This window comes from Pseudomonas sp. ARP3 (assembly GCF_001029595.1).
Classification (GTDB): domain Bacteria; phylum Pseudomonadota; class Gammaproteobacteria; order Pseudomonadales; family Pseudomonadaceae; genus Aquipseudomonas; species Aquipseudomonas rhodesiae.
Genome location: NZ_LEKF01000023.1, coordinates 59096 through 84781, shown reverse-complemented (window position 1 = coordinate 84781; position 25686 = coordinate 59096). Strand labels below are relative to the sequence as shown.

General features: G+C 61.8%; 20 protein-coding genes and 1 pseudogene. 13 read left to right on the top strand and 8 right to left on the bottom strand.

Going from position 1 to position 25686, the window contains the following annotated elements; genetic code table 11:
* Positions 1 to 27 precede the first annotated feature (27 nt).
* Positions 28 to 840, top strand: coding sequence for an exodeoxyribonuclease III (gene xthA / locus ABX75_RS22610; protein ID WP_034098797.1), 813 nt, complete (start codon positions 28 to 30; stop codon positions 838 to 840).
* 109 nt (positions 841 to 949) lie between these two features.
* The gene (locus tag ABX75_RS22605; protein WP_047882698.1) at positions 950 to 2284 is read left to right on the top strand and encodes a substrate-binding domain-containing protein; all 1335 of its coding nucleotides are present in this window, start codon (positions 950 to 952) and stop codon (positions 2282 to 2284) included.
* Between the two features lie 118 nt (positions 2285 to 2402).
* Here ABX75_RS22605 and ABX75_RS22600 read toward each other — a convergent pair whose 3' ends face one another.
* Positions 2403 to 3632 (bottom strand): acyl-CoA dehydrogenase, encoded by a 1230-nt coding sequence (locus ABX75_RS22600; protein ID WP_034114234.1) that lies wholly within the window; start codon positions 3630 to 3632, stop codon positions 2403 to 2405.
* Positions 3633 to 3783: 151 nt separating this feature from the next.
* Here ABX75_RS22600 and ABX75_RS22595 point away from each other — a divergent pair, with 151 nt between their 5' ends.
* The 3 genes from ABX75_RS22595 to ABX75_RS22585 all read left to right on the top strand — a co-directional run bounded on the left by ABX75_RS22595 (position 3784) and on the right by ABX75_RS22585 (position 6163).
* Positions 3784 to 4719: a LysR family transcriptional regulator gene (locus tag ABX75_RS22595; RefSeq protein WP_034098802.1), complete on the top strand. Its 936-nt coding sequence runs from the start codon at positions 3784 to 3786 to the stop codon at positions 4717 to 4719.
* Positions 4720 to 4854: 135 nt separating this feature from the next.
* The gene (locus ABX75_RS22590; protein WP_034098804.1) at positions 4855 to 5247 is read left to right on the top strand and encodes a MerR family DNA-binding transcriptional regulator; all 393 of its coding nucleotides are present in this window, start codon (positions 4855 to 4857) and stop codon (positions 5245 to 5247) included.
* Positions 5248 to 5263: 16 nt separating this feature from the next.
* Positions 5264 to 6163 carry a hydroxymethylglutaryl-CoA lyase gene (locus ABX75_RS22585; RefSeq protein WP_047882697.1) on the top strand — a complete coding sequence of 300 codons (900 nt, stop codon included), beginning with the start codon at positions 5264 to 5266 and terminating at the stop codon, positions 6161 to 6163.
* Positions 6164 to 6712: 549 nt separating this feature from the next.
* Here ABX75_RS22585 and ABX75_RS28115 read toward each other — a convergent pair.
* Both ABX75_RS28115 and ABX75_RS22575 read right to left on the bottom strand, forming a co-directional pair.
* Positions 6713 to 11896, bottom strand: coding sequence for an NEL-type E3 ubiquitin ligase domain-containing protein (locus ABX75_RS28115; protein WP_053060102.1), 5184 nt, complete (start codon positions 11894 to 11896; stop codon positions 6713 to 6715).
* 81 nt (positions 11897 to 11977) lie between these two features.
* Entirely contained in the window at positions 11978 to 13612 is a 1635-nt protein-coding gene (locus ABX75_RS22575) for an AMP-binding protein (RefSeq protein WP_047882696.1), read from the bottom strand.
* A 150-nt stretch (positions 13613 to 13762) separates the two neighbouring features.
* Here ABX75_RS22575 and ABX75_RS22570 point away from each other — a divergent pair, with 150 nt between their 5' ends.
* From ABX75_RS22570 to ABX75_RS22555, 4 genes are read left to right on the top strand one after another with little or no spacing between them, the layout of a single operon-like run.
* The gene (locus ABX75_RS22570) at positions 13763 to 14926 is read left to right on the top strand and encodes an isovaleryl-CoA dehydrogenase (RefSeq protein WP_047882695.1); all 1164 of its coding nucleotides are present in this window, start codon (positions 13763 to 13765) and stop codon (positions 14924 to 14926) included.
* Between the two features lie 11 nt (positions 14927 to 14937).
* Positions 14938 to 16545 (top strand): carboxyl transferase domain-containing protein, encoded by a 1608-nt coding sequence (locus tag ABX75_RS22565; protein WP_047882694.1) that lies wholly within the window; start codon positions 14938 to 14940, stop codon positions 16543 to 16545.
* 15 nt (positions 16546 to 16560) lie between these two features.
* Complete coding sequence (locus ABX75_RS22560) at positions 16561 to 17367, top strand: gamma-carboxygeranoyl-CoA hydratase (protein ID WP_034114241.1); 807 nt, start codon at positions 16561 to 16563, stop codon at positions 17365 to 17367.
* A complete protein-coding gene (locus ABX75_RS22555) occupies positions 17364 to 19289 on the top strand; it encodes an acetyl/propionyl/methylcrotonyl-CoA carboxylase subunit alpha (RefSeq protein WP_047882693.1) in 1926 nt (641 codons plus the stop codon). The genes ABX75_RS22560 and ABX75_RS22555 overlap by 4 nt, the downstream gene beginning before the upstream one ends.
* Here ABX75_RS22555 and ABX75_RS22550 read toward each other — a convergent pair.
* Positions 19286 to 19921 carry a LexA family transcriptional regulator gene (locus tag ABX75_RS22550; RefSeq protein WP_047882692.1) on the bottom strand — a complete coding sequence of 212 codons (636 nt, stop codon included), beginning with the start codon at positions 19919 to 19921 and terminating at the stop codon, positions 19286 to 19288. The two genes, ABX75_RS22555 and ABX75_RS22550, sit on opposite strands and share 4 nt — an antisense overlap.
* A gap of 131 nt (positions 19922 to 20052) precedes the next feature.
* Here ABX75_RS22550 and ABX75_RS22545 point away from each other — a divergent pair, with 131 nt between their 5' ends.
* Positions 20053 to 20403, top strand: coding sequence for a DUF6124 family protein (locus tag ABX75_RS22545; protein WP_034098818.1), 351 nt, complete (start codon positions 20053 to 20055; stop codon positions 20401 to 20403).
* A 152-nt stretch (positions 20404 to 20555) separates the two neighbouring features.
* Here the strand turns inward: ABX75_RS22545 and ABX75_RS28710 are convergent, their stop codons facing one another.
* Positions 20556 to 20768 (bottom strand): hypothetical protein, encoded by a 213-nt coding sequence (locus tag ABX75_RS28710; protein ID WP_144419320.1) that lies wholly within the window; start codon positions 20766 to 20768, stop codon positions 20556 to 20558.
* A 100-nt stretch (positions 20769 to 20868) separates the two neighbouring features.
* On the opposite strand from ABX75_RS28710, the gene ABX75_RS22540 reads away from it, so the two are divergent.
* A complete protein-coding gene (locus ABX75_RS22540; RefSeq protein ID WP_034138627.1) occupies positions 20869 to 22020 on the top strand; it encodes a M14-type cytosolic carboxypeptidase in 1152 nt (383 codons plus the stop codon).
* Between the two features lie 18 nt (positions 22021 to 22038).
* On the opposite strand, the gene ABX75_RS22535 is transcribed toward ABX75_RS22540, so the two are convergent.
* The 3 genes and pseudogenes from ABX75_RS22535 to ABX75_RS28705 form a co-directional block, all read right to left on the bottom strand.
* A complete protein-coding gene (locus ABX75_RS22535) occupies positions 22039 to 22578 on the bottom strand; it encodes a cytochrome b (protein WP_034098823.1) in 540 nt (179 codons plus the stop codon).
* A complete protein-coding gene (locus ABX75_RS22530; RefSeq protein WP_047882691.1) occupies positions 22575 to 23657 on the bottom strand; it encodes a catalase family peroxidase in 1083 nt (360 codons plus the stop codon). The genes ABX75_RS22535 and ABX75_RS22530 overlap by 4 nt, the downstream gene beginning before the upstream one ends.
* A gap of 121 nt (positions 23658 to 23778) precedes the next feature.
* Positions 23779 to 24166: pseudogene (locus ABX75_RS28705) on the bottom strand (AMP-binding protein); the annotation flags it as partial.
* A gap of 276 nt (positions 24167 to 24442) precedes the next feature.
* Here ABX75_RS28705 and ABX75_RS22525 point away from each other — a divergent pair.
* Together ABX75_RS22525 and ABX75_RS22520 are read left to right on the top strand one after the other, a co-directional pair.
* Positions 24443 to 24949, top strand: a complete 507-nt coding sequence (locus ABX75_RS22525; protein WP_034098828.1) for a sigma-70 family RNA polymerase sigma factor — start codon at positions 24443 to 24445, stop codon at positions 24947 to 24949.
* Positions 24946 to 25683, top strand: a complete 738-nt coding sequence (locus ABX75_RS22520; RefSeq protein WP_034098830.1) for an anti-sigma factor — start codon at positions 24946 to 24948, stop codon at positions 25681 to 25683. The genes ABX75_RS22525 and ABX75_RS22520 overlap by 4 nt, the downstream gene beginning before the upstream one ends.
* Positions 25684 to 25686 lie beyond the last annotated feature (3 nt).

Genomic DNA, 25686 nt, shown 5'->3' with positions numbered 1-25686 from the left:
CTTTTTGCCAAGACCGGACTGCCGACCATGAAAATCGTCTCCTTCAATATCAACGGGCTGCGCGCCCGCCCTCATCAGTTGGCGGCGCTGATTGAAAAGCATCAACCGGATGTGATCGGCCTGCAGGAAACCAAGGTTCACGACGACCAGTTCCCCCTCGCTGAAGTACAAGCCCTTGGCTATCACGTGTATTACCACGGGCAGAAAGGCCACTACGGCGTGGCCCTGCTGTCGCGTCAGCCAGCGTTGAGCGTGCATAAAGGCTTTGCCAGCGATGAAGAAGACGCCCAGCGCCGCTTTATCTGGGGCACCTTTGCCGACGAGAACGGCCAGCCGGTCACCATCATGAATGGCTACTTCCCCCAAGGCGAAAGCCGCGACCACCCCACTAAATTTCCGGCCAAGCAGCGCTTCTACGAAGACCTGCAGCAATTGCTGGAAAGCCAGTTCAGCAACGACCAGGCGCTGGTGGTGATGGGCGACGTGAATATTTCCCCGGAAGATTGCGACATCGGCATCGGCGCCGACAACGCCAAACGTTGGCTCAAGACCGGCAAATGCAGCTTCCTGCCCGAGGAGCGCGAGTGGATGGCGCGCCTGAAAAACTGGGGCCTGGTGGACAGTTTCCGGCACCTGAACCCGGACGTGAGCGACCGTTTCAGCTGGTTCGACTACCGCAGCCGCGGCTTTGAAGATGAGCCCAAGCGCGGCCTGCGCATCGACGTGATCATGGCCTCCACGGGCTTGCTGCATCGGGTCAAGGATGCGGGGGTGGATTACGAATTGCGTGGTTTGGAAAAACCCTCGGACCATGCGCCGATCTGGCTTGAATTGAGCTGACGGGTTGTCGGGCTTGATCAGATCTGGGCGTATCCGCCAGTCAGTCATATTTATGCAACCTGACTGACTTAATCTCGCGGCACTCCCTTTGGCTTGAGAAGGTGCCGGCATGACGCTGCGCGTTCTGTTCCTGTTGTGTTGCCTATTGCCCCTCGCCGCCGTGGCCGCTCCACTGCCTGTTCCCGATCATGGCCCAACCTTGCGCATCCAAGGTTCCAACACCATTGGCGCGGCATTGGGCCCGGCACTGGTCAAGGGGTTGATGGCGCAGCAGGGTTTGCAAGACGTACACAGCGAGCCGGCCGACGGAGCCAATGAACAGCGGATCGTCGGCAAAACGCGCCAAGGCAAGACGGTGACCGTCGAGGTGGCGGCCCATGGTTCCAGCACCGGTTTTGCAGCGCTTAAAAAAACCAGCGCGGACCTGGCAGCTTCGTCCCGTCCCATCAAGGACAGCGAACTGGTGGACCTCGAACCCCTGGGCGACCTGAAAAGCCCCGACGCCGAACAGGTGATCGCCATCGATGGCCTGGCCATCATCCTTAACCCGCGCAACCCGCTGACGACGTTGAACACCGTGCAACTGGCACAGATCTTCAACGGCGAGATCAGCACCTGGGAGGCGCTGGGCGGGGTCGGCGGGCCGATCCATGTGTATGCGCGGGATGATCAGTCGGGCACCTACGACACCTTCAAAGAGCTGGTACTGCGCCTGCGCGGCAAACCGTTGGTGGCGAGCGCCCAGCGTTTCGAATCCAGCGAGCAGTTGTCCGACGCGGTCAGCGGCGATCCCCAAGGCATCGGCTTTATCGGCCTGCCCTACGTGCGCCAGGCCAAGGCGGTGGCGGTTGTCGACGGTGACTCGCAACCGATGCTGCCGTTGAACAGCCTGATCGCCACCGAGGATTACCCGCTGTCACGCCGTTTGTACTTTTACTTGCCGCCGTCGAACCGCAACCCCTGGGCCGATGCGCTGGTGGACTTTACCCAGAGCCCCAAGGGCCAGGCGATCGTGGCGGCCAACGGCTTTATCGCGCAGCAGGTGCAAGCCATGGCCGTGACACCGCGCCCGACGATGCCCGACGAGTACCAGGCAATAGCCCGCGACGCCCAGCGCTTGAGCGTGAATTTTCGCTTCGAAGAAGGCAGCGCCAGCCTCGACAACAAGGCACGCCAGGACCTGCAACGGGTGGTGGCGTACCTGAAACGTCACGACAAGCTCAATAAGCAGGTCACGCTGGTGGGCTTTGGCGACGCCAAGAATGACCCGCAACGCGCAGCATTGCTGTCCAAGCTGCGTGCCATGGCGGTGCGGCGCGAGCTGGTTCGCAGCGGCGTGGTGCTGCGCGATATCCGTGGGTTCGGGGCGCAGATGCCGGTAGCGGCGAATACGGCGGATGAGGGGCGGATCAAGAATCGGCGGGTGGAGGTGTGGGTGTATTGAGGCTTGGGTGTTGGGTTGCTGGCACTGGCCTTATCGGGGGCAAGCCCCCTCCCACACTGACTGGAAGCACACGATCACAGGTGGGAGGGGGCTTGCCCCCGATGCAGGCGCTGCGGTGTTACTGCCCGCCGCGCATCAACTCCCGAGGCACGTACTTGCCGATCTCGAACTTGCCGATCGCCGCGCGGTGCACTTCGTCCGGGCCGTCGGCCAGGCGCAGGGTGCGCTGCATGGCGTACATGTAGGCCAAGGGGAAGTCGTTGGACACCCCGGCACCGCCGTGGATCTGGATCGCGCGGTCGATCACCTTCAGGGCGACGTTCGGCGCCACCACTTTGATCTGGGCGATTTCGCTTTTTGCCACTTTGTTACCCACGGTGTCCATCATGTACGCCGCCTTCAGGGTCAGCAGGCGCGCCATGTCGATTTCCATGCGTGAGTCGGCGATCTTGTCGATATTGCCGCCCAACCGCGCCAACGGTTTGCCGAATGCGGTACGGCTGACCGAGCGCTTGCACATCAATTCCAGCGCGCGCTCGGCCATACCGATCGAGCGCATGCAGTGGTGGATACGGCCAGGGCCAAGGCGCCCCTGGGCAATCTCGAAGCCACGCCCTTCACCCAACAATACGTTTTCATAAGGTACGCGCACGTTGTCGAACAGCACTTCGGCATGGCCGTGGGGCGCGTCGTCGTAACCGAACACCGGCAGCGGCCGCAGGATTTTCACCCCGGGGGTGTCCACCGGCACCAGGATCATCGAGTGCTGCTGGTGACGCGGCGCATCGGGGTTGCTCAGGCCCATAAAGATCAGGATCTTGCAGCGTGGATCGCAGGCGCCGGAAGTCCACCATTTCTTGCCGTTGATCACCCACTCGTCGCCCTGGCGTTCGGCGCGGGCGGCCATGTTGGTGGCGTCCGAGGAAGCCACGTCCGGTTCGGTCATGGCGAATGCCGAGCGGATCTCGCCGCGCAGCAGTGGTTCAAGCCAGCGCTGTTTCTGTTCGGCATTGGCATAGCGCACCAGCACTTCCATATTGCCAGTATCCGGCGCCGAGCAGTTGAACGGCTCCGGCCCCAGCAGCGAACGGCCCATGATTTCCGCCAAGGGCGCGTATTCGAGGTTGGTCAGGCCAGCGCCCAGTTCGGACTCGGGCAAGAACAAATTCCACAGGCCCTCGGCTTTAGCCTTGGCTTTGAGTTCTTCCATGATAGCAGTGGGCTGCCAACGGTCGCCTTCGCTGACCTGGCGTTCAAACACCGGCTCGGCGGGGTAAACGTATGCGTCCATGAACGCAGTGACGCGTTCACGCAGTTCCTGAACCTTGGGCGAATAGGCGAAATCCATGAGCAGCTCCCTTCTTGGAGAGGTTGTTTAGGTCATGCAATCGATACTAGAACAGCGTTGATAATTTACCTAGCCTATTCTCGGCGTGTATTAACATTCATCACCGATATATGATCGGCGTATGAGCACCTAACAATAAGAGCGCAACGAAATGAATCTGAGCAAGGTCGACCTCAACCTCTTCATCGTCTTTGACGCGATCTACACCGAAGCCAACCTGACCCGCGCCGGACAGATTGTCGGCATCACCCAACCGGCGGTGTCCAACGCTCTGGCCCGCCTGCGCGAGACCTTCAACGACCCGCTGTTCGTGCGCACCGCCCAAGGCATGGTGCCCACGCCGATGGCGCAGAACATCATCGGCCCGGTGCGCAATGCGCTGTCGCTGCTGCGGGTGTCGGTGCAGGAAAGCCGCATCTTCAACCCGCAACAGGCGGCCAAAACCTACCGCATCAGCATGACCGACCTTACCGAGGCGGTAATCCTGCCGCCGCTGTTCCAGCGCCTGCGCCGCCTGGCGCCCACGGTGGTGATCGAGAGCTTCCTGTCCAAGCGCCGCGAAACCACCAAGGAACTGGCCGCCGGGCGCCTGGACTTTGCCGTGGACGCGCCGCTCAATACCGACCCGCAGGTACGTCACGTCAAGCTGATGGAGGACCGCTACGTCTGCGCCATGCGCAAGGGCCACCCGATGGCGGGCAAGGACAAATTCACCTTGGACGATTACCTGTCGCTGACCCATATCCATATCTCCAGCCGTCGCAACGGTCTGGGCCACGTCGACCTGGCGCTGGGCAAAATGGGCATCCAGCGCAAGATCGCCCTGCGCTCCCAGCATTACCTGATGGCCTCGCAAGTGCTGCAGCAGACCGACATGGTGATGACCGTGCCCGAGCGCTTTGCCCGACGCCATGAACTGCACTGGTTCAACTTGCCGGTCAACGACGTACCGCCGGTGGAAACCCACTTGTACTGGCACGAAAGCACCGACCAAGACCCGGCCAACCGCTGGATGCGCGAGCAGATGATCGAGCTGTGCCAACAAGTCACCGCCCACGAAAAGAAGCTCGACAAACAACAAGCTTGAGCGCCCCTCCCGTGCAATGGACTACCAAGGAGCCCTTTGTGGGAGGGGGCTCGCCCCCGATGGTCCGCGCAGCGGACCTTGACGTTCACGTCAACCTACCTTTAGCTTAGCGCCAGAACTTTCTTGAGCGCCGCCATGAGCACTACCTACAGTATTTCCGACCTCGCCCGCGAGCTGGATATCACCACCCGCGCCATTCGTTTCTATGAAGAACAGGGCCTGCTGGCCCCTGAGCGGCGTGGCCAGGAGCGCATTTACAGCGCGCGGGACAAGGTCAGCCTCAAGCTGATCCTGCGCGGCAAGCGCATCGGCTTTTCCCTGGCCGAGTGCCGCGAATTGATCGAACTCTATGACCCCAGCAGCGGCAACCACATCCAGCTCAACAGCATGCTGGCCAAGATCGCCGAGCGCCGTGAGCAGTTGGAACAGCAACTGCTGGATATCGAACAGATGAAGCTGGAACTGGACACCGCCGAAGAGCGTTGCACCCAGGCCCTGGCCCAAACCATGCGCCAGGCCGGCGACTGATCAGAAGGTGACCGCCATGACCCTCCCCTCCCACGTCCGCCTGGTTGAAGTCGGCCCGCGCGACGGTTTGCAGAACGAAGCCAACCCCATCAGCGTCGCGGACAAGGTTCAATTGGTCGACGCCCTCAGCGCCGCCGGCTTGAGCTATATCGAAGTCGGCAGTTTTGTTTCGCCCAAGTGGGTGCCGCAAATGGCCGGCTCCGCCGAAGTGTTCGCCCAGATCCAGCGCAAACCCGGCGTGACCTATGGCGCATTGGCACCGAACCTGCGCGGCTTCGAAAACGCGCTGGCCGCCGGGGTCAAGGAAGTGGCAGTGTTCGCGGCCGCGTCCGAGGCGTTTTCCCAGCGCAATATCAACTGTTCCATCAGCGAAAGCCTGGAACGTTTCGCGCCCATCATGGCCGCAGCCCAGCAACACGGAGTCAGTGTGCGCGGCTATGTGTCCTGTGTATTGGGCTGCCCCTATGAAGGCGAGATCGCCGCCGAACAGGTAGCGGTAGTGGCGCGGGAGTTGTATGCCATGGGCTGTTATGAAGTGTCGTTGGGCGACACTATCGGCACCGGCACGGCGGGCGCCACCCGCCGCCTGTTTGAAGTGGTCGGCGCGCAGGTGCCACGGGATAAGTTGGCCGGGCATTTCCACGACACCTATGGCCAGGCCATCGCCAATGTGTACGCCGGGCTGCTGGAAGGCATCCAGGTGTTCGACAGCTCTATTGCCGGGCTTGGCGGCTGCCCGTATGCCAAGGGCGCCAGCGGTAACGTCGCGACCGAAGACGTGCTGTACCTGCTCAATGGCCTGGGCATTCATACCGGGGTCGACTTGGACGCCTTGATCCTCGCAGGCCGGCAGATCAGCCAGGTGCTGGGGCGCCCCAGCGGTTCGCGGGTGGCCAAGGCGCGTAACGCCGTGTGAGTAGCACGCCTGTGACAATGTGTTACCCAAGCCCTACACATCGAGTAACACGGGAACATATTTTGTCGTATTTGCCCCCGGTCATTTCCTACACAAAAATCAACTCCTTGATTTTAAAGGTATTTTAAAAGTTGGCACGGCTTCTGCTATCTCTATGGCATAACAAGAATAAAAAGCGCCAAACCTAATAAAAATAAGACGAAACGACTCTGACATAACAAAAACAACACGGCAGAGACGCAGCTAACAGATTTTTTTGGAGAAGATGTGCTTCGCAGGGTACGGCGTGCCGAGACCCGCAACCGGATAGAGAAAAATAAAACTACCTTCAGGTAGCTACCCACTGGTTGGATCGCTTGCGAAGAAGCAGATCAGCGCTCAAAAAAATACGTTTGCTCTTGATCCCGGATGGGGATCGCCAAAAACAGCGGTAAAGGGTAACGGTTGCCAAAAACAACAATAGACCGCCCCTCAATAATAAAAAAAGAGCAGGCAACGCACATTAAAGGGGACCTTCGGGTCCCCTTCGTGTTATGAGCGTTCGGCGCCTCACACTGACGTGCCTTCGGTGGCCATGAAATTGTTCAGCACCTTTCGAGTCAGGCGCTGCAATGCCTGTGTTTGCTCTTGCTGTCGCGCCGCCGCCAGTTGCTTGAGTTCCCCGTCGAAGAACGCACTGGGCATGGCGCCATCGACCAGAATGTCGTCTTTGCTTTTGCCCAACAGGCGCGCCAGCCTGTCGACCGCCGCGTCATGACGGCTCTGCCAGTCCGCTTGCGCCGCCAGGTCCGCCCCCGTGTCTTGCTCGCCTTGCACATCCGAAAGCTCGAATAACGCCGAGCTTTTTTCCTCGATCAATTCAATACCCGGGCCCATCAATGCCTGGAGCTCCTGCGGGTATCGGCTGCGCAGGTGTTTCTCCCAGAATTCGCGTCCCACGAAAAAAGCGCTCTCGTCAGCGGTAACACTTTCGTTCCTGAGCACTTGCCGATAAGCACTGTCGAGGGCTTGCTGGCTCACATTGGCCTGCTGGGGAAACAGCATTTCACGGGTGTTTATCGGCAGCCCCAGCCTGTCCGCCAGCCCGATCCGGTAGGCCAGGATCACTTCGACCTGCTCGGTAAAACCCGGCCCGCGAGAAGCAACGTCCTGTTCAGCCACGGCGTCCACCAGCGTCAGACGGAACAACTGGCGGGCGATGCTGATCAGTGAGCCTTCGCTGTCCGCTTCCCCCGCCTGCTCAAGCGCCTTCAACGCCAACAGCTCACTCTCAAGGTTCATGAACTCCACCGTACTGCCATCCCCGCAGGTGACACGATCATCGGCGATGCCAAACAGCGACTCGCGAATGGCCTGGCTTTGACTGGCGGCCTCCAACAAGTCCCACACCCGCTGGGTCAATGCGGCGCGGGTGACCGGCGAGGCGTATTCGGCGCTGCGGGTAGTGTCGGCCAGGACCGTGAACAGGGCGGCCGAATCAGGGCAAGCCTTCACGTCGTCCCACAGCCGGGCGCGGTGCGTCTGTTCGGCGGCAGGCACCTCTCGCAACCACAGGGTCCGAGCCTCGTCCAACGTGACGTGGTCGGCCCACTGCGCCGGGTCCACCGGTGCCTCCAGGCCAAGGCGTTCGCGGGTGGCCGCCGACAGCGGGTTCTCATGCACGTTGATCCGGTCCAAGTGCTGATACGCATAGTCGGGCAAGGTTGTGATCCGGTTCGAGTGCAGGTCGATCCTGGCCAAGGACGTCAATTGCTCAGCCCCCGCCGGAAAGGTCGTGGTGCCGGTGTCGGCCAGATAAAGTTGATTGAGGCTGCGCATGCCCCGCAGATCGGCGGTCCAGCCCAAGCGGCGATTGTCGGACAGATCGAGGATTTTCAGGTCTCGCATCCCTTCGAGGCGCGCACGACTGGCGTCGGTCAGTTGCAGGTCATTGCGACTCAGGTTGAGCTTGGTCAGCCCCGCCCCGCCATGGGTGAACTCCGGCAGTTGCGTGAGGTTGTTTTCGCGCATATTCAGCCAGCGCAGGCGGCCGAATGCGTTGAGAAAGGGGAGCGACTCGTCCGACAGTCCCATTCGACCTAAATCCAGGCTGCCCACATGATCCATATTCGCCGTTATCGGCGGCAGTTCACCCACCAGTTCGTCCGATAGATCCAGAATGTGGCCAATCGGTGTTTGATCCGCCGCATACGCTTGCGGCGACTGGCGCTGCCACGCGGCCATAATCGTCCCCGCGACCCTGCGACGAATGCGGCCGTGACCCGGCTCTGCGTCCTGATGCCAGGCGTCCAGCGTCTGCTTCAACTGGTTGTATTCCTCTTCGAGGCTGCTGAGGCGGGCTAGAACCTGGGCATCAGTCAAGCCTTGAAGCCCATACAGGGCTTCGACTTCTTCAAGTGACTTCGACGGGTACAGATACATGGCTTTCATGGTGCAAATAAACGGCCGCCGCCCCGCGCCTCCAACTGGGCTGAGCGGGTACCCAAACCGCCCGTCCGCCAGGCGCATAGGCGACTTGAACCCCGGTTTGATGGCTTGCAAGCCAAGGGCCTGGCGCGTGCCCTCTTCGCTCAAGGGCTGTTGTGCGAGCTGCTCCTTCAACGCCTGGGTGGAGGCTTTCAGTTGCCGCCAATCCGTGCGCCCGCTGTAACCCACCCGCCAGAGCGCGGTGTAGAAAGCATCTTTGTCCGAGCGCCAATACTCCAGATCATCGGGACCGCTGAACAGCTTCCACTCGTTGAGGCTGATGCGCACGAGGCGTAACTGCCTGGGCGCGTCAGCACGCCCGACGCGGTCCAACAGTTCACCGTCATAGGTGTCAGCGCGTAACTCAAGACCCACGTCGTCAAGACGACCCGGCAGCGTCGCCAGCTTGTGCAGCGCCAGACGCACACTGTCCGGGGTGAGTTCGTTATCGAACAATAGATCGGTATGGGCGCGCAGGGCTCGGACCCTCTGCCCATAGCGGCGCGCCTCTTCAGCCAAACGCAACGGCACACGGGAGGTTTCGCCCATACGCGCCAACTCCTGGTCGGTGGCGTGGGCCAACAGGTCTTCGGCGATCAGTTTGGGCAAGCCTGGAAAGTCGCGCTGGAGCAGTTGCACATCCGCCTCACTGGACACGTCCCCGGCCGCGATTTCAAGGCCAAACAACCTGGCTTTGCTGTCCTGCGCCAACTCGCGCAATCGGTCGCGGTAGCGCAGCGCCCTCGCCTGGGGTGTGCGCTGCTCGCTCATCATGCGTTCAACCAAGCGATCCGCGTACGCCTTATCGGCGGCCGTCGCCAGAAAGTCAGAATCAATTCTGCCGGTCAGCATCAGTTCATAACGCAGCGCTCGCTCGACGGCCGGCTCGTCCAACAGGTGCCGGATCTGCTCTTCGCTCAATTGGCTCAGCAGCGACGGCAGAATCACGCCATCCCGGGTCGCCGCTTGGGCCAGATCGAGCTTGACCACCTGACTGCGTTGGGCGACTGCGGCCGAACGCCAGACGATATCGCCGTCGGCATCCAAGGCGACCAGCACCCTGGCTTCAGGCCACTTGCCGCTGTCGAGCAATAACCTCATTTGCAAGCTCCAGTCGACACGCCCAAAGACGGCAGGGTCGGTGCTGCTCAGGCGATCAATGAAGCCTTGGTAGCGACGGGCAGATTCGAAGCGCCGTAGCGCTTCTCTGAACAGCGGCGGCGGCAATTGCTGATCGACGTAAACCCGGCGCAATTGCTCATCCGTGACCCCACTCAGCGCTCGGACCTGCTCCAATTGAGCGTCGCTGAAAGCGTCAACGCTGGGGCCGAGACGTCGCAACAGGGTCTTGCGATCCCACGTCAGGGGTTGTTCGAATTCATGCACCCAGGCACCCGCCCCGTTGTGGCGTACCCTGGGCCAGTAACGGGCGTCGCCATCCGGGTGGACGAGCCTGAAATCTCCCTCGGCGATGGCTTGCACCTTGTAGTGACCGCCGTGGGTCGACGGCAGGTACGTGGCGCCTTGATGCTCATACAAGCCCAGGCTGTTCGGCTTCAGCTCAGCGGGCAGGCTGATCGAGTGGATGTACCGCGTCGGATCGAAGTCAAACAAACGGCTGCGCCCGCCGAAGTCGACATGCACCAGACGCTTGATAAAAGCGGTCTCTTTGAACGCTGCCAGCGCGGCGGGCACCGCCAGCCCCGCCAAGTTCAGACCCACCGCCGAGAAGTGCGCCCAGACCGCGCGCGCATCGCCCTCGGACCACGCCTGTATGCCTTCTGCCACGTCGTCGACCATTTGCACCGCCGCAACTATCAGCATCACTTCGCCAAGGTACGGCACCACGAATGCCGCCACGTTCAGCACATCCAGTATTTTTTTGCCCCACGACCACAGCCAGGCTTTCTCGGCATGGTCCGTGGCCTCTTGCGTGGACACGGCGCTCGCCTGAGCGTTTTCCATGATCGAGCGAACCCGCTGTTGCGCGCTGTCGATCCACACGTCACGCCAAGGCGGTGCGTAGGTGCCCTGGCGGTGAAGCCGGGCTTTGAGCGCCGGATCGAAGTTCTGCGTGGCGGTGTAAACCTCGTCGGGGTCCAGTAGTGCCTTGAGTTTGGTAAAGAACATTTCTTGCCGGGAAAGCGGGACGAACTGACTGAAGAAGGTACGGTAGTCAGCACGGCACAGGCGCGTGGTCAGGTGGTCGACGAAGGCGGTGAGGTTGTCGTAAGCCTTGAGCGGGTGCAGCGGATCACCGGGGATGTAGACCATGCACGGTCGCGGCAGGACCGTGGCATTTCGCGGATGGGGCTGCCACACCACCGGCCCGATGATCAGCACCTGCTCGATCACGACCGTGCACAACTGCAAGGGCGAAAAGCTGACGTCATCCTCTGCCCATGTGTGCCCGGTCTGTTGAGTCAGAATCGCCTGGACCAAGCGATGGTCCTGGGGCTGGATATGGCCCTGCATCAGGGCAATTTCGGCGGCCAACTCCAACTGATTGCGGTGCGCGGTGATCAACGTGCTGTACAGCTTGCCCGTCAGGGCGCCGGGGGGCTTGGCCAGAATCGGGGCATTGATGATGCCGCGTACATGTTCGTAGTACGACTGCCCCAGGTCCAGCGTTCGGCACAGGGCGGCAAACTCGTGGGCTTTGATCGACAGTTTGAACGACTTGACACTCGCGGGTGCATGCTTCTTTGCGCTGGAATATTGGTGAAAGTTATAGCGGGTGATCAAACGACAATCCAAGCAGATCGGCTTGCTTGCGTCGTCCTCGGTGAAATTCATCAAGGCCGCTTCAAGCAGGCTGACGCCCTTGTAGAAATACAGCGGCGACGACGCTGACGACACGGTGGTGGTCGACAGTTCTTCCGAATCGGTGCTGCACGATCTCTGCTCCATCTTGCGCGCGTAGAACACGCTCGTGACGTCGAGGCGCAGGCCGAACTTCTCTTCAATGGCCGCCACCAGCAAGGGTTCGGCATAGTCGGCGGGGCTTTTGAGTTGGCTGAACCATTGATCCAGCTGGTTTAACGAAGTCCGGCTGCGGTCGTGGACCGCCTTCAATCGGTCTTTCGCTGTTGAGTCGGCGTTGGTGTACCAGGGCGGGATAACCAGCTTGAGGTTGGCCAATTCGGTCTTGCGCCCTGCCAGCGCATCGGTATACCAAGCGGGGGTGTTGTCCTGGATGGGCCCCACATGGGGGCTTGGCTCATCGACATCGGGCAGGGCAAGCGGATCAGTGAGCAGATCGGTCATGGGCATCGCCTTCGAGTAGCGGAATAATCCGCCACTCTAGGCAGCTGGCGCAGGCCGAACGCGGTAGCCCAGCACCCCGTTTCAGCGCTCGGTGCTCAACTCCTGGAGGCTGATCTCGCGCATGCGAAACTTCTGGATCTTGCCCGTGACGGTCATCGGAAACTCATCCACGAACTTGAAGTGCTTAGGCGTCTTGAAGTGCGCAATGCGACCCTTGCACCAGCCCTGCAAATCCAGCTCATCGGTCGCGTGGCCCGGGTGGAGTTTGATCCAGGCGACGATTTCTTCGCCGTAGCGCGCATCCGTAATGCCGATCACCTGCACATCGGCCACCGCCGGGTGGGTGAAGAAAAACTCCTCCAACTCGCGCGGGTACACGTTTTCGCCGCCGCGAATGATCATGTCCTTATTGCGTCCAGCGATGCGCACATAGCCGTGCTCATCCATGCTTGCCAGATCGCCGGTGTGCATCCAGCCGGCCTCGTCGATGGCCTCGCGGGTTGCCTCGGGATTATTCCAGTAGCCGAGCATGACGCTGTAGCCACGGGTGCACAGCTCGCCGATTTCACCGCGCGCGACGGTGTTGCCATCGATGTCGATGATCTTGGTTTCCAACTGCGGTTGGGTGCGGCCGACGGTGGTGACCCGGCGCTCCAGATCATCCTGTGGCCCGGTCTGCAAGGACACTGGGCTGGTTTCGGTCATACCGTAGGCGATCTGCACTTCGCCCATGTGCAACTCGCTGATCACGCGGCGCATCACTTCGATGGGGCACGTGGCGCCGGCCATGATGCCGGTGCGCAGGCTGGACAGCTCGAACTCACCGCGCCGCGGGTGATCAAGCAGCGCGATAAACATGGTGGGCACGCCATACAGGCCGGTGGCGCGTTCTTCGGCGACGGCGCTGAGGGTCAGCAATGGGTCGAAGCCGTCGTTCGGGTAGATCATGGCGGTGCCATGGGTGATACAGCCCAGGTTGCCCATCACCATGCCAAAGCAGTGATACAGCGGCACCGGGATCACCAAGCGATCCTGGGCGGTCAGGCCCAGGCTTTCACCGACCATGTAGCCATTATTGAGAATATTGTGATGACTGAGCGTGGCGCCCTTGGGGAACCCGGTGGTGCCGGAGGTGTACTGGATATTAACGGCTTGGTCGAAGTGCAGGCTGGCTTGGCGCTGGTGCAGTTGCTCGGGCGTTACCTCGGCGCCGAGGGTGGCCAGCGTCGACCAGGGCATAAAGCCTGCCGGCGGGCTGGGATCGAGGCTGATGATGCCGCGCAGGTCGGGTTGCAGTTCCTGGAGCATTCCGTGGTAATCGGAACCCTTGAACGCCCCGGCGCACACCAGCCACTGACAACCGGACTGTCTGAGCACGTAGTCCAGCTCGCTGGTGCGGTACGCCGGGTTGATATTGACCAGGATCACGCCGAGCTTGGCGCTGGCAATCTGGCTGATCAACCACTCGGCGCAGTTCGGCGCCCAGATGCCCAAGCGGTCGCCGGTCTGCAGGCCCAAGGCGAGGAAAGCGCGGGCGTGCAGGTCGACGGTATCGGCCAGTTGCCGCCAGGTATAACGTCGTGACTGATGACGCACCACCAGCGCTTCGCCATCGGGGAATTGCGCCACTGTGTGATCGAAGGCCTGGCCGATGGTCATGGCCAGTAAGGTCTTGTCCTGGGAGCCACGGCTGTAGCTCTGATGCGGTTGATCCATAACGACCCCTGTTATCTTTTTTGTAGGTTGACGTAAACGTAAACTACGATTGACAGCGTCACAACGCAAGCTTACGTTAACGTAAAGGTGAGCGCCCTCCCCTGGCGCGCCGACCACACAACAACAAAGCTCACATTAAGGTGCCTGTCCATGAGTTACCCGTCCCTGAACTTCGCCCTCGGCGAAACCATCGACATGCTGCGCGACCAGGTGCAGTCCTTCGTGGCCAAAGAGGTCGCACCGCGCGCGGCGCAAATCGACAGCGACAACCTGTTCCCCGCCGACCTGTGGCGCAAATTCGGGGACATGGGCCTGCTCGGCATCACCGTGCCGGAAGAGTACGGCGGCGCCGGCCTGGGTTACCTGGCGCATGTGGTGGCCATGGAAGAAATCAGCCGTGGCTCGGCATCGGTGGCGTTGTCCTACGGCGCTCACTCCAATCTCTGTGTGAATCAGATCAACCGCAACGGTAACCACGCACAGAAGCTCAAATACCTGCCCAAACTGATCAGCGGCGAACACGTCGGCGCCTTGGCCATGAGCGAGCCGAACGCCGGCTCCGATGTGGTCTCGATGAAGCTGCGCGCCGACAAGCGCGGCGACCACTATGTGCTCAACGGCAGCAAGACCTGGATCACCAACGGTCCCGATGCCAGCACCTATGTGATCTACGCCAAGACCGACCTGGAAAAAGGCCCACACGGCATTACCGCGTTTATTGTCGAGCGCGACTGGAAGGGCTTCAGCCGCAGCAACAAGTTCGACAAATTGGGTATGCGCGGCTCCAACACCTGCGAGCTGTTTTTCGATGACGTCGAAGTGCCCGAAGACAACATCCTCGGCGTGCTCAATGGCGGCGTGAAAGTGCTGATGAGCGGCCTGGACTATGAGCGCGTGGTGCTCTCCGGCGGCCCCACCGGGATCATGCAGGCGTGCATGGACCTGATCGTGCCGTACATCCACGACCGCAAGCAGTTCGGCCAAAGCATCGGCGAGTTCCAGTTGATCCAGGGCAAAGTCGCCGATATGTACACCCAACTCAACGCCAGCCGCGCCTACCTGTATGCGGTGGCCCAGGCTTGCGAACGTGGCGAGACCACCCGCAAGGACGCCGCCGGGGTGATCCTCTACAGCGCCGAACGCGCCACGCAAATGGCCCTGGATGCGATCCAGATTCTCGGCGGCAACGGCTACATCAACGAATTCCCCGCCGGGCGCCTGTTGCGCGATGCCAAGCTGTACGAAATCGGCGCCGGCACCAGTGAAATCCGGCGGATGCTGATCGGTCGCGAACTGTTCAACGAAACTCGCTGAGGGCACGCGCCATGGCCACCTTGCACACCCAGCTCAACCCGCGCTCGGCGGAGTTCGCCGCCAACAGCGCGGCGATGCGCCAACAGGTCGACGCCCTGCACACTCTGCTCGCTCACGTGCAGCAAGGCGGCGGCGCCAAGGCTCAAGAGCGGCACACCTCACGGGGCAAACTGTTGCCGCGCGCACGCATCAATCGCCTGCTCGATCCGGGCTCGCCGTTTCTTGAACTCAGCCAACTCGCCGCCTACCAGGTCTACGGCGAAGACGTGCCCGCGGCCGGCGTCATCGCCGGAATCGGGCGCGTAGAAGGCGTGGAGTGCATGATTGTGGCTAACGACGCCACGGTCAAAGGTGGCTCCTACTACCCGCTGACCGTGAAAAAACACCTGCGCGCCCAGACCATCGCCGAGCAGAATCGCCTGCCGTGCATCTACCTGGTGGACTCCGGCGGCGCCAACCTGCCGCGTCAGGACGAGGTGTTTCCCGACCGCGAGCACTTTGGGCGGATCTTTTTCAACCAGGCCAATATGAGCGCCCAAGGCATCCCGCAGATCGCCGTGGTGATGGGCTCATGCACCGCCGGCGGCGCCTATGTGCCGGCCATGGCCGACGAAGCCATCATGGTGCGCCAGCAGGCCACGATCTTTCTGGCCGGCCCGCCGTTGGTGAAGGCCGCCACCGGGGAAGTGGTCAGCGCCGAAGACCTTGGCGGCGCGGATGTGCATTGCAAAATCTCGGGCGTGGCCGACCACTATGCCGACAGCGATGAACACGCCCTGGCCCTGGCCCGCCGCAGCGTGGCCAACCTCAATTGGCACAAACAGGGCCAGTTGCTGCAACGTACGCCGGTGGCACCGCTGTACAGCGGCGAAGAGTTGTACGGCGTGATTCCGGCCGACCCCAAACAGCCGTTCGACGTACGCGAAGTGATCGCGCGACTGGTGGACGGTTCGGTGTTCGATGAGTTCAAGGCGCTGTTCGGCACCACGCTGGTGTGCGGTTTCGCCCATCTGCACGGCTACCCGATTGCGATCCTGGCCAATAACGGAATCCTGTTCGCCGAAGCCGCGCAGAAAGGCGCGCACTTTATCGAACTGGCCTGCCAGCGCGGCATCCCCCTGCTGTTCCTGCAGAACATCACCGGCTTTATGGTCGGCCAGAAATACGAGGCCGGCGGCATTGCCAAGCACGGCGCCAAACTGGTGACGGCAGTGGCCTGCGCCAAGGTGCCCAAATTTACCGTGATCATCGGCGGCAGCTTTGGCGCCGGTAACTACGGCATGTGCGGTCGCGCCTATGACCCGCGCTTTTTGTGGATGTGGCCGAACGCGCGTATCGGCGTGATGGGCGCCGAACAGGCGGCCGGCGTGCTGGTGCAGGTCAAGCGCGAGCAGGCCGAACGCGCGGGCGCCGGGTTCAGTGCCGAGGAGGAAGCGGCGATCAAGCAGCCGATCCTCGACCAGTACGAAACCCAGGGGCACCCCTACTATTCCAGCGCGCGCCTGTGGGATGACGGTGTGATCGATCCGTTGCAGACCCGCGACGTGCTGGCCCTGGCCCTGTCCGCGGCCTTGAACGCCCCCATCGAGCCGAGCCGCTTCGGCGTGTTCCGCATGTAAATGGAGCAGTACCCCATGAGCGATTTCAACACCCTCGAACTGATCGCCGACCGCCGTGGCTTTGCCACGCTGTGGCTCAGTCGTGAAGCCAAGAACAACGCGTTCAATGCCGAGATGATCCGCGAGCTGATCATCGCCCTCGACCAGGTGCAGGGCGATGCTTCCCTGCGGTTCCTGGTGCTGCGCGGGCGCGGTAAGCATTTCAGCGCTGGGGCCGACCTGGCCTGGATGCAGCAATCGGCCGAGCTGGATTACCACACCAATCTCGACGACGCCCGCGAACTGGCGGAACTGATGTACAACCTGGCCAAGCTGAAAATCCCCACCCTGGCGGTGGTGCAAGGTGCAGCCTACGGCGGCGCCCTGGGCTTGATCAGTTGCTGCGACATGGCCATCGGCGCCGACGATGCGCAGTTCTGCCTGTCGGAAGTGCGCATCGGCCTGGCGCCGGCGGTGATCAGCCCTTTTGTGGTGCAAGCCATCGGTGAACGCGCGGCACGGCGCTATGCCCTCACCGCCGAGCGCTTCGGCGGCCAGCGCGCGCGCGAGATCGGCCTGTTGGCGGAAAGCTATCCGGCGGACGAGCTGGAGATTCACGTCGAACACTGGATAGCCAACCTGCTGCATAACAGCCCGGCGGCGATGCGCGCCAGCAAGGATCTGCTGCGCGAAGTCGGCAACGGCGCCCTCACCCCGGCGTTGCGCCGCTACTGCGAAAACGCCATCGCCCGCATCCGCGTCAGCCCCGAGGGCCAGGAAGGCTTGCGCGCCTTCCTGCAAAAACGTCCACCGAGCTGGCAAGCGCAGGAGCCGCGTTCATGAGTACTTTGACCCGCATACTGGTGGCCAACCGGGGTGAAATCGCCTGTCGCGTGATGCGCACCGCCAAGGCCATGGGGCTGACCACCGTGGCCGTGCACAGCGCCATCGACCGCGACGCGCGCCATTGCCGCGAAGCGGATATCTGCGTCGACCTGGGGGGCAGCAAGGCCAGTGGCAGTTACCTGCAAATCGACAAACTGATCGCCGCCGCCCAGGCCAGCGGCGCCCAGGCGATTCATCCGGGCTACGGGTTTCTCTCGGAAAACGCCGGGTTCGCCCGCGCCATCGAAGCCGCCGGCTTGATCTTCCTCGGCCCGCCCGCCTCTGCCATCGACGCCATGGGCAGTAAATCCGCAGCCAAAGCGTTGATGGAAACCGCCGGCGTGCCCCTGGTACCGGGTTACCACGGCGAGGCCCAAGACCTGGAGACTTTCCGCGACGCCTGTGCCCACATCGGTTACCCGGTGCTGCTCAAGGCCACGGCCGGCGGCGGCGGCAAAGGCATGAAAGTGGTCGAGGATGTCAGTCAATTGGCCGACGCCCTGGCCTCAGCCCAGCGCGAGGCGTTGTCGTCATTTGGCAACGCCCAGATGCTGGTGGAGAAATACCTGCTCAAGCCCCGTCATGTGGAAATCCAGGTTTTCGCCGACCAGCACGGGCACTGCCTGTACCTGAATGAACGGGATTGCTCGATTCAGCGCCGTCATCAGAAGGTCGTGGAGGAAGCTCCGGCCCCCGGTTTGAGCGCTGAACAGCGCCGTGCCATGGGCGAGGCTGCCGTGCGGGCGGCCCAGGCGATCGGCTATGTCGGCGCCGGCACCGTGGAGTTTTTGCTCGACGCGCGCGGCGAGTTCTTCTTTATGGAGATGAATACGCGGTTGCAGGTCGAACACCCGGTCACCGAAGCGATTACCGGTCTGGACCTGGTGGCCTGGCAGATCCACGTGGCCCAGGGCCAGGCGCTGCCGATCACCCAGGCGCAGGTGCCCTTGATCGGGCATGCCATCGAAGTGCGTCTGTATGCCGAGGACCCGGCCAATGATTTTCTGCCCGCCACCGGGCACTTGGCGCTGTACCGCGAATCCGCCCCCGGCCCTGGGCGCCGCGTGGACAGTGGCGTGAGTGAGGGGGACAGCGTTTCGCCCTTCTACGATCCGATGTTGGGCAAGTTGATTGCCTGGGGCGAGGACCGTGAACAGGCGCGCCTGCGCTTGCTGAGCATGCTCGACGAATTCGCCGTGGGCGGACTGAAGACCAACCTGGGCTTCCTGCGGCGCATTATTGGGCACCCGGCATTCGCCGCAGCGGAACTGGATACCGGGTTTATTCCGCGCTATCAGGAACACTTGCTGCCGCCGACCGGTGCGCTGAGTGATGATTTCTGGCAGGCCGCAGGTGCCGCGCTGATGCACAGCCTGCCCGCCGGGGAAGGCCCGTGGGCAGACACCCGTGGCTTTCGCGCGGGGTTGCCCGCTGAGGTTTCGTTGCACTTGAGTTGCAACGGGCAGGACCGACTGGTGACCCTGGCGCCAGACATTACGCAGTTGCACGGCGAGCAGTTGAGCATCGAGCGCGACGGCGTGCGTCGCAGCTATCTGGCGGTCCGGCACGATGGCGGCGTGTTTGTACGCTGGGACGGTGAAATGCATGGGGTCAGCCTGTTCGACCCGATTGCCGCCGTGGAAGCCAACCAATCCCATCAGGGTGGCCTGACGGCGCCCATGAACGGCAGCATTGTGCGGGTGCTAGTGCAAGCCGGCCAGGCGGTCGAGGCCGGCACCCAACTGGTGGTGCTCGAAGCGATGAAGATGGAACACAGCATCCGTGCTCCCGAAGCCGGGGTGGTCAAGGCACTGTTCTGTCAGGAAGGCGAAATGGTCGCCGAAGGCTGCACGCTGGTGGAGCTGGAAACGGCGGACTAGAACCTCGCCATGGCCTGCACCACCACACCGAGGATGCGACACGCCTCGGTGAACAGCTGTTTAGGGTACGTGGGGTTGAGCGGCACCAGGTAGAGCTGGCCGCTCTCCTCCCGTAACTGGCGGAAGGTCGCGTGAGGGTTGTCGGCCCATTGCGCGACCACCAGTTTACCGGGGCCGGCACTGATGGCCGGGTCTACCAGGATCATCATGCCTGCGCCGATGCTCAAGCCACTGGGCGCGGTCATGGCATCGCCCGTGACCGGCAGCCAGAAGGCGTCGCCCCTGGCGTGATAATCCGTGGTTTCATAGCGCGCGCCAGCATAGGCCGGGCGCTCCTCGCGGGCTTCGCCCAGGCCTCTCCATTCGTTGACGGGGTAGCGGAAAAACGCCGTGTGCCGTGGCGTCGGCACTGCCGGTTCGGCGCGACGCTCGCGCACTTCCTGCACCACTTCCAGATCACCCAGACCCAATGCTTCCAGCACCCGGTTCATGTCCTCCAGGCTCGGCACGCGACGCTTGTTGAGCCAATGACCGACGCCCCCCTGGGACATGCCCAAGCGCTCAGCCAGTTCACCTTGCGTGACCTTGCGGTCTTTCATGTTGGCCCTGACCAACGCGATCCATTTATCCATGGGGCCAGACAATACGTCAGGTATTTTTCAGGGCAATAAACAGTTTGTAGTAATCCATAAAACGACATAAATACGATACGTACTATTATCAGGCATAAGGTTTTCAACACCCACCCAGAGTACTGCCCCTTATGACGACGAGCCCGTACCTCCTGCCTGAACCCGCTGAAAACGATGAGCTGCAAGACTTGCGCAGCAGCGGCGCCGCCCAACGTGCGCTGGATTTCTACTTGAAAGAAGAGATGTCGACGCCGGTGGCGAACGAGGCGTTGTTCGCCATCAAAGCAGGTATCAGTCAGGAAGAAGCCTTGATACATGCCTCGGACCTGCTGCGCAGCGCGGCGGCCACTGCGTATGAATCCGCGAGCAACCACCAGGGTAATCAGCGGGACCTGGCGTTTTCAGTGGTGTATTTGATCGATATGGCGAAGGCGATGGTCGAGCGGTCGTTGCAGGTGCGCGAAGCGCAGGCGGACAGCTGATAGGCGCAAAGGAAAAATATTTCTATCCCACGGATAAAAACATTTGACTTGCAAATGATAATGATTATTATTGGACCCAGCTGATCGCGAGATCAGTCGATAGACCAAGAGACCTTAGGTCGGACTCTTGGAATATCTCCTCATCAGGCTAATCACGGTTTTTGACCCGGCTCTTTGGCCGGGTCTTTTTTTTGCCAGTTTTCCTGGCATGGCTTCAGGCTAATGAAGACTGTGTGTTGCGTGATGGCGCGCATGGTAGCAAAAGACCATCGCCGAATGAAAGCCACCCAAAGGCTCTGGCTCACATCTTTGGGAAATAGCGCTTGAGAATCAATCTCATAAATTCTAAGCTGCGGCGGCGTCAAGGATGATGCCCCCTTCCCTGCGCAACAATTTTGCATCCAGGCTCTACCGGACTCCTGTGTAATATAGCCGCCACAATACTCATAATCAGGCAACCAGACTATGACAGTGGCCTTGACCTCCATCAGAATCAGTACCGACTTCGACAGTGGCAATATCCAGGTGCTGGACGCCAGCGATGCCTATCAATTGCTGCTGGCGATCAAACCCGACACTCGCAGCCAACATTTCCAGTGGTTTCACTTCAAGGCCGAGGGTATGCATGTGGGCCATACCCACACCTTCCGCCTAAGCAATGCCGGGCGCTCTTCATATCCCCATGCCTGGAGCGGCTACAACGCCGTAGCCTCCTACGACCACGTCAACTGGTTCCGCGTGCCGACACGCTTCGATGGCGAAATCTTGCACATCAGCCTGGAGACTCGCGAGAAGCACGCCTGGTTCGCCTACTTCGAACCCTACAGCCGCGAACGTCATGACGGCTTGATCGAGCAGGCGCTCAAACACACCGGCACCCAGTTGCTGGCCACCGGCAAGAGTGTCGAAGGCCGCGACATTCAGTTACTGCGCCGGGGCAAAGGCGGCGAAGGACGACGCAACGTATGGATCATCGCCCAGCAACATCCGGGCGAACACATGGCCGAATGGTTTATGGAAGGGATCATCGAACGCTTGCAACAGGACGGCGATGCCGAGCTGAAAAAACTGCTGGCGGTGGCTGACCTGTACCTGGTGCCGAATATGAATCCAGACGGCGCCTTCCACGGGCACCTGCGTACCAACGCCATGGGCCAGGACCTCAACCGCGCGTGGCAGAGCGCAAGCCAGGACCTCAGCCCGGAAGTGCTGTTCGTGCAACAGCAGATGGAACAGTACGGCGTGGACCTGTTCCTGGATATCCACGGTGACGAAGAAATCCCCTATGTATTCGCCGCTGCCTGCGAAGGCAACCCAGGCTACACGCCGCGCATCGAAGCCCTGGAAAAGCACTTTCGCAGCCACCTCAGCGGCTTGACCCGTGACTTCCAGACCACCCATGGCTACACCCGCGACCTGCCGGGCGAAGCCAACATGACGTTGGCCTGCAATGCGGTCGGCCAAAAGTACGATTGCCTGTCGCTGACCTTGGAAATGCCCTTCAAGGACAACAACGACGCGCCCAACCCGAAAACCGGCTGGTCGGGCGAGCGCTCGAAACAGCTAGGCAAGGATGTGCTGAGCAGCGTCGCCGATATCGTCGGCCTGTTGCGCTGACAGCAACGAACCCCGGCATCAGTCCTTGGTGCCGGTCATGCTCTGCAACACGCCATCGCGTCGGATCAGCCCATGAAACAACGCCGCCGCCAGGTGCACCAACACCGTGAGAAACAGCAGGTACGCCAGGTACCCATGGGCCTTACGCAGCAGCGCGAACAACGGTGCGTTCGCCTCCACTAGCGCCGGCAGTCGTACGGAGCTGCTGAGCATCACCGGGTCGCCCGCCGCTGAAATCATCGCCCAACCCAGCAGCGGCAACGCCAGCATCAGACCATACAACATCAGGTGCGATGCCTTTGCCGCCAGCACTTGCCACTGCGGCAAGTCCTGGGGCAGAGGCGGTTGCTGCGTGGAAAAGCGCACCACCAGCCTGACGATAACCAGCGCCAGAATCGCAATACCCAACGGTTTATGCAGTTGGATCAGCCAGGCATGCCGCTCCGAGACCGAGGCCGCCAAGCCCGCGCCGATAAACAGCATGGCGATGACCATCAGCGCCATCAGCCAGTGCAACAGGCGCGCCAAGGGAGCGAAGAATTGTGGAGAGGCCTTCATGGTTTCGACTCCTGTGGAGCATGGTGCAAGGGGCTGACCTCGCCGGCGCGGCGCAGGTAAGAACTGGCGTATGCCGCCGAGCGGGCCGCCAGCAAGGGGTCATTGGAGGCTTGGATACCGCTGGGCAGAATCAGCGGATCGAAGTTGATATCGCGGCAGTCACCGTCGGCCTGGGGCTGGCTGCTTTGCACCACCAGGGTCCCGGCGTTCAGCACCGTATGGGGGCCGGGCCAGGGTTTGCTGGCATCGTCCAGCACGTCGCCGGGGTTGGCCAGGGTCATGTTCAACTGCCAGCGCAGCGGCCCGGCGGCCAGGCGCTGCACCAGGTCTTTCTCCAGGAAGTCCGCACCATCGACGGCGGTATCACCCACCGCGTCTTGGCTTTGGGGCACCACCGCCCAGCGCACGGCTTGACGCTTGCCCTCGGCGTTCACCAGATAAAACGCATTGATGCCGTTATAGGTTTCGGTCGCGTAACTGGCCGACGGTTTGGCGGTCTTGACCCATGCCAGGAACGGTGCGGCCTCCGGATGGGCGGCAAAAAACGCCGGCATGTTCGCTGGGTTCGGCTTGCCGGTGGCCGGGTCCGGCGCGCCCGCCTTGAGCAACTGATAGAACGCCTCGGGCGTGCCCACCGGGAACACCGGCATGCTGTTCATACCGGTGCGCCATTGCTGGCCGTTGGCCTGGCTGAACTGCACGGCAAAACTGCGGATCGGCACGCTGCTATCAGGCGCGTAAGGGTTGCCGCTGGGCAAGGCGAAGCGGCCGATCAACGGGGTTTTGGTCTCGCTGAACACCTCGGCGCTGGAATAGGCGCGCGCCTCGGCAGAGCTTTGGAAGTAACCCGCCACGCACACGCCTTTGGCGTGGTTGCGCCGATAGCCAGGGTGCACGCCATTGTTGGTTTCCAGGGCATTGACCAAGGTTTTAGGCCGCAGCCGCTGTGGGTCGAGTGTGCCATTGACGTAGGCAAACGCCGCGGCCAAACCGGCCACCACAACACCGATGGCAGCAAGACGCGCCACCAGGCTTGCGGTACTCAAGGCAGGACGGGGCGGTGATGGGTGATCCAGCATAAAAACTCCAGGGCCGAGGGCCGCAGGGGGAAAGTGCTATGAGACGAAACCCACGCAGGCTTATTCCCACTTCACTGTAGTTTTTTTTGCGTTACGACCTTACATACCGCGATTCAGAAAGCCCACGCACCTTGACCTGGTCATCCACCCGCCCCAGGTGTTCGAGCCGGCCATCTGCCGTCCAGCGTCCCAGGTCGCGGGTGCGGAACATCAGGTTGTCGCCGCCCAGAACCGGATCGGGGCGATATCGCTTTTGGGTCAACGCCGGGTTGTTCAAGTAGCCGGTCGTGACACCCGCCCCTCCGGCCTACATTTCCCCAGGTTGGCCCAGCTCACAGGCGCGCCCCTTGTTCGTCGAGCACATACACCGTGTTGTTCGGGGTTGGCCGACCGATGGTCAGCAAGGCGCTAGGCTCATGCCGGTGCAAGGTATTGACGATGGTGGTTTCGGTGGGCCCACAACCGTTGTAGAACGTGCAGTGCGCCGCCCACTGATCGGCCAGGGCCTGTGTGCGAAAATCACTTGCTACGCCGCCAGCAAGTGCGTCAGTTCCGGCCGGAAGTAACATGCTTTGCCTGTCGGTGAATTCATCAACACGCCCTCTTCATTGCGGACGATCCTGTACCGGTAGCCACGAGGCTGGATTAAGGCGGGCGTAGGGCATTACAGGCCTGTGGGCTATCCAGAGAGGGCGCCCCCACAAGGGCAAGGTTTCTTTCAGGTAGGCATGGAATAACCTACGCGGGCGAACGTCTACTCTCACAACTGGCTAGACTGACCCACCATGCATGAACTCGACGAACCGCTACGCGAACTCCTGCCCCGGCTGCGGCGCTTTGCCGTGTCCCTGACGCGCAACACCAGCAGCGCCGACGATCTGGTGCAGGCCACCTTGGAGCGTGCAATCACCCGCTGGGGCGACAAACGCCCGGAAGGCGACCTGCGCGCATGGCTGTTCTCGATCCTCTACCGGCAGTTTCTTGATGCCCAGCGCCGTACCCGCCGTTATGCGCGCATGCTCGACTTCTTTACAGGACGCGAAGACGTGCAGCCCTCGGTCGAACGCACCGTGATGGCCCAGTCGACCCTGCAAGCCTTCGATCAATTGAACACCGAGCAACGCGCGCTGCTGCTGTGGGTGTCCGTGGAAGGTTTGAGCTACAAAGAAGTCGCCGAGATTCTCGGCGTACCCCTCGGCACCGTGATGTCGCGGTTGTCACGGGCGCGCCAGGCCCTGCGTCAACTCAGCGATGGCGAAATTGCCAGCCCTTCTCTGCGGATACTCAAATGATCAGCCTGCCTCCCAACGAACATGACTTACATGCCTACGTCGATCATCAGCTTTGCGAGAATGACCGGCGTGCCCTGGACACCTGGCTGGCGACCCACCCGGAGGTGGCGGCCCAAGTGCAGGCCTGGCAACAGGATGCACACGCATTGCGCGCAGCCTTGGGCGGCGCCCTGCAACAGCCCGCCAACCCGCAGTTGGACCCCGCGCTGATCCGCCAGCGCGTTCGGCACAATACGCGTCGCCACTTGGCCACGGCAGCGCTGTTGCTGGTGGCGGTGAGCCTCGGCGGCTGGGGCGGCTGGCAGGCCCGCGAGGCGACTCAACCGCCGCTGCAACCCATGGCCGATGCCATGCAGGCGTTCCGCCTGTTCGCCCAGGACGGCATCCTGCCCGCCGACTACCGTGCTCAGGACAGCGGCACCATGCAAGCCTGGCTCGACCGCTACTTCCAACAGGCCCAGCGCTTGCCGGACTTGAGCCAGTCGGGCTTCACGCCGGTCAGCGGGCGTCTGCTCACCACCGATCAAGGCGCCGCTGCCATGGTGCTGTACCAGGACGCGCAGGGGCGGCGTATCAGTTTCTACATCCGCCCGCCGGGCCCGGACAACGGCTTCCTGCCCCGTGGCAGCCGCACCGCCGATGGGCTACAAGCGCAGTACTGGTCCGGTGGCGGCTATAACTACGCGGTGGTCAGCCCGGTGGATCACCCGGTGGCGCCGCTGCAGACCTTCTAGTCG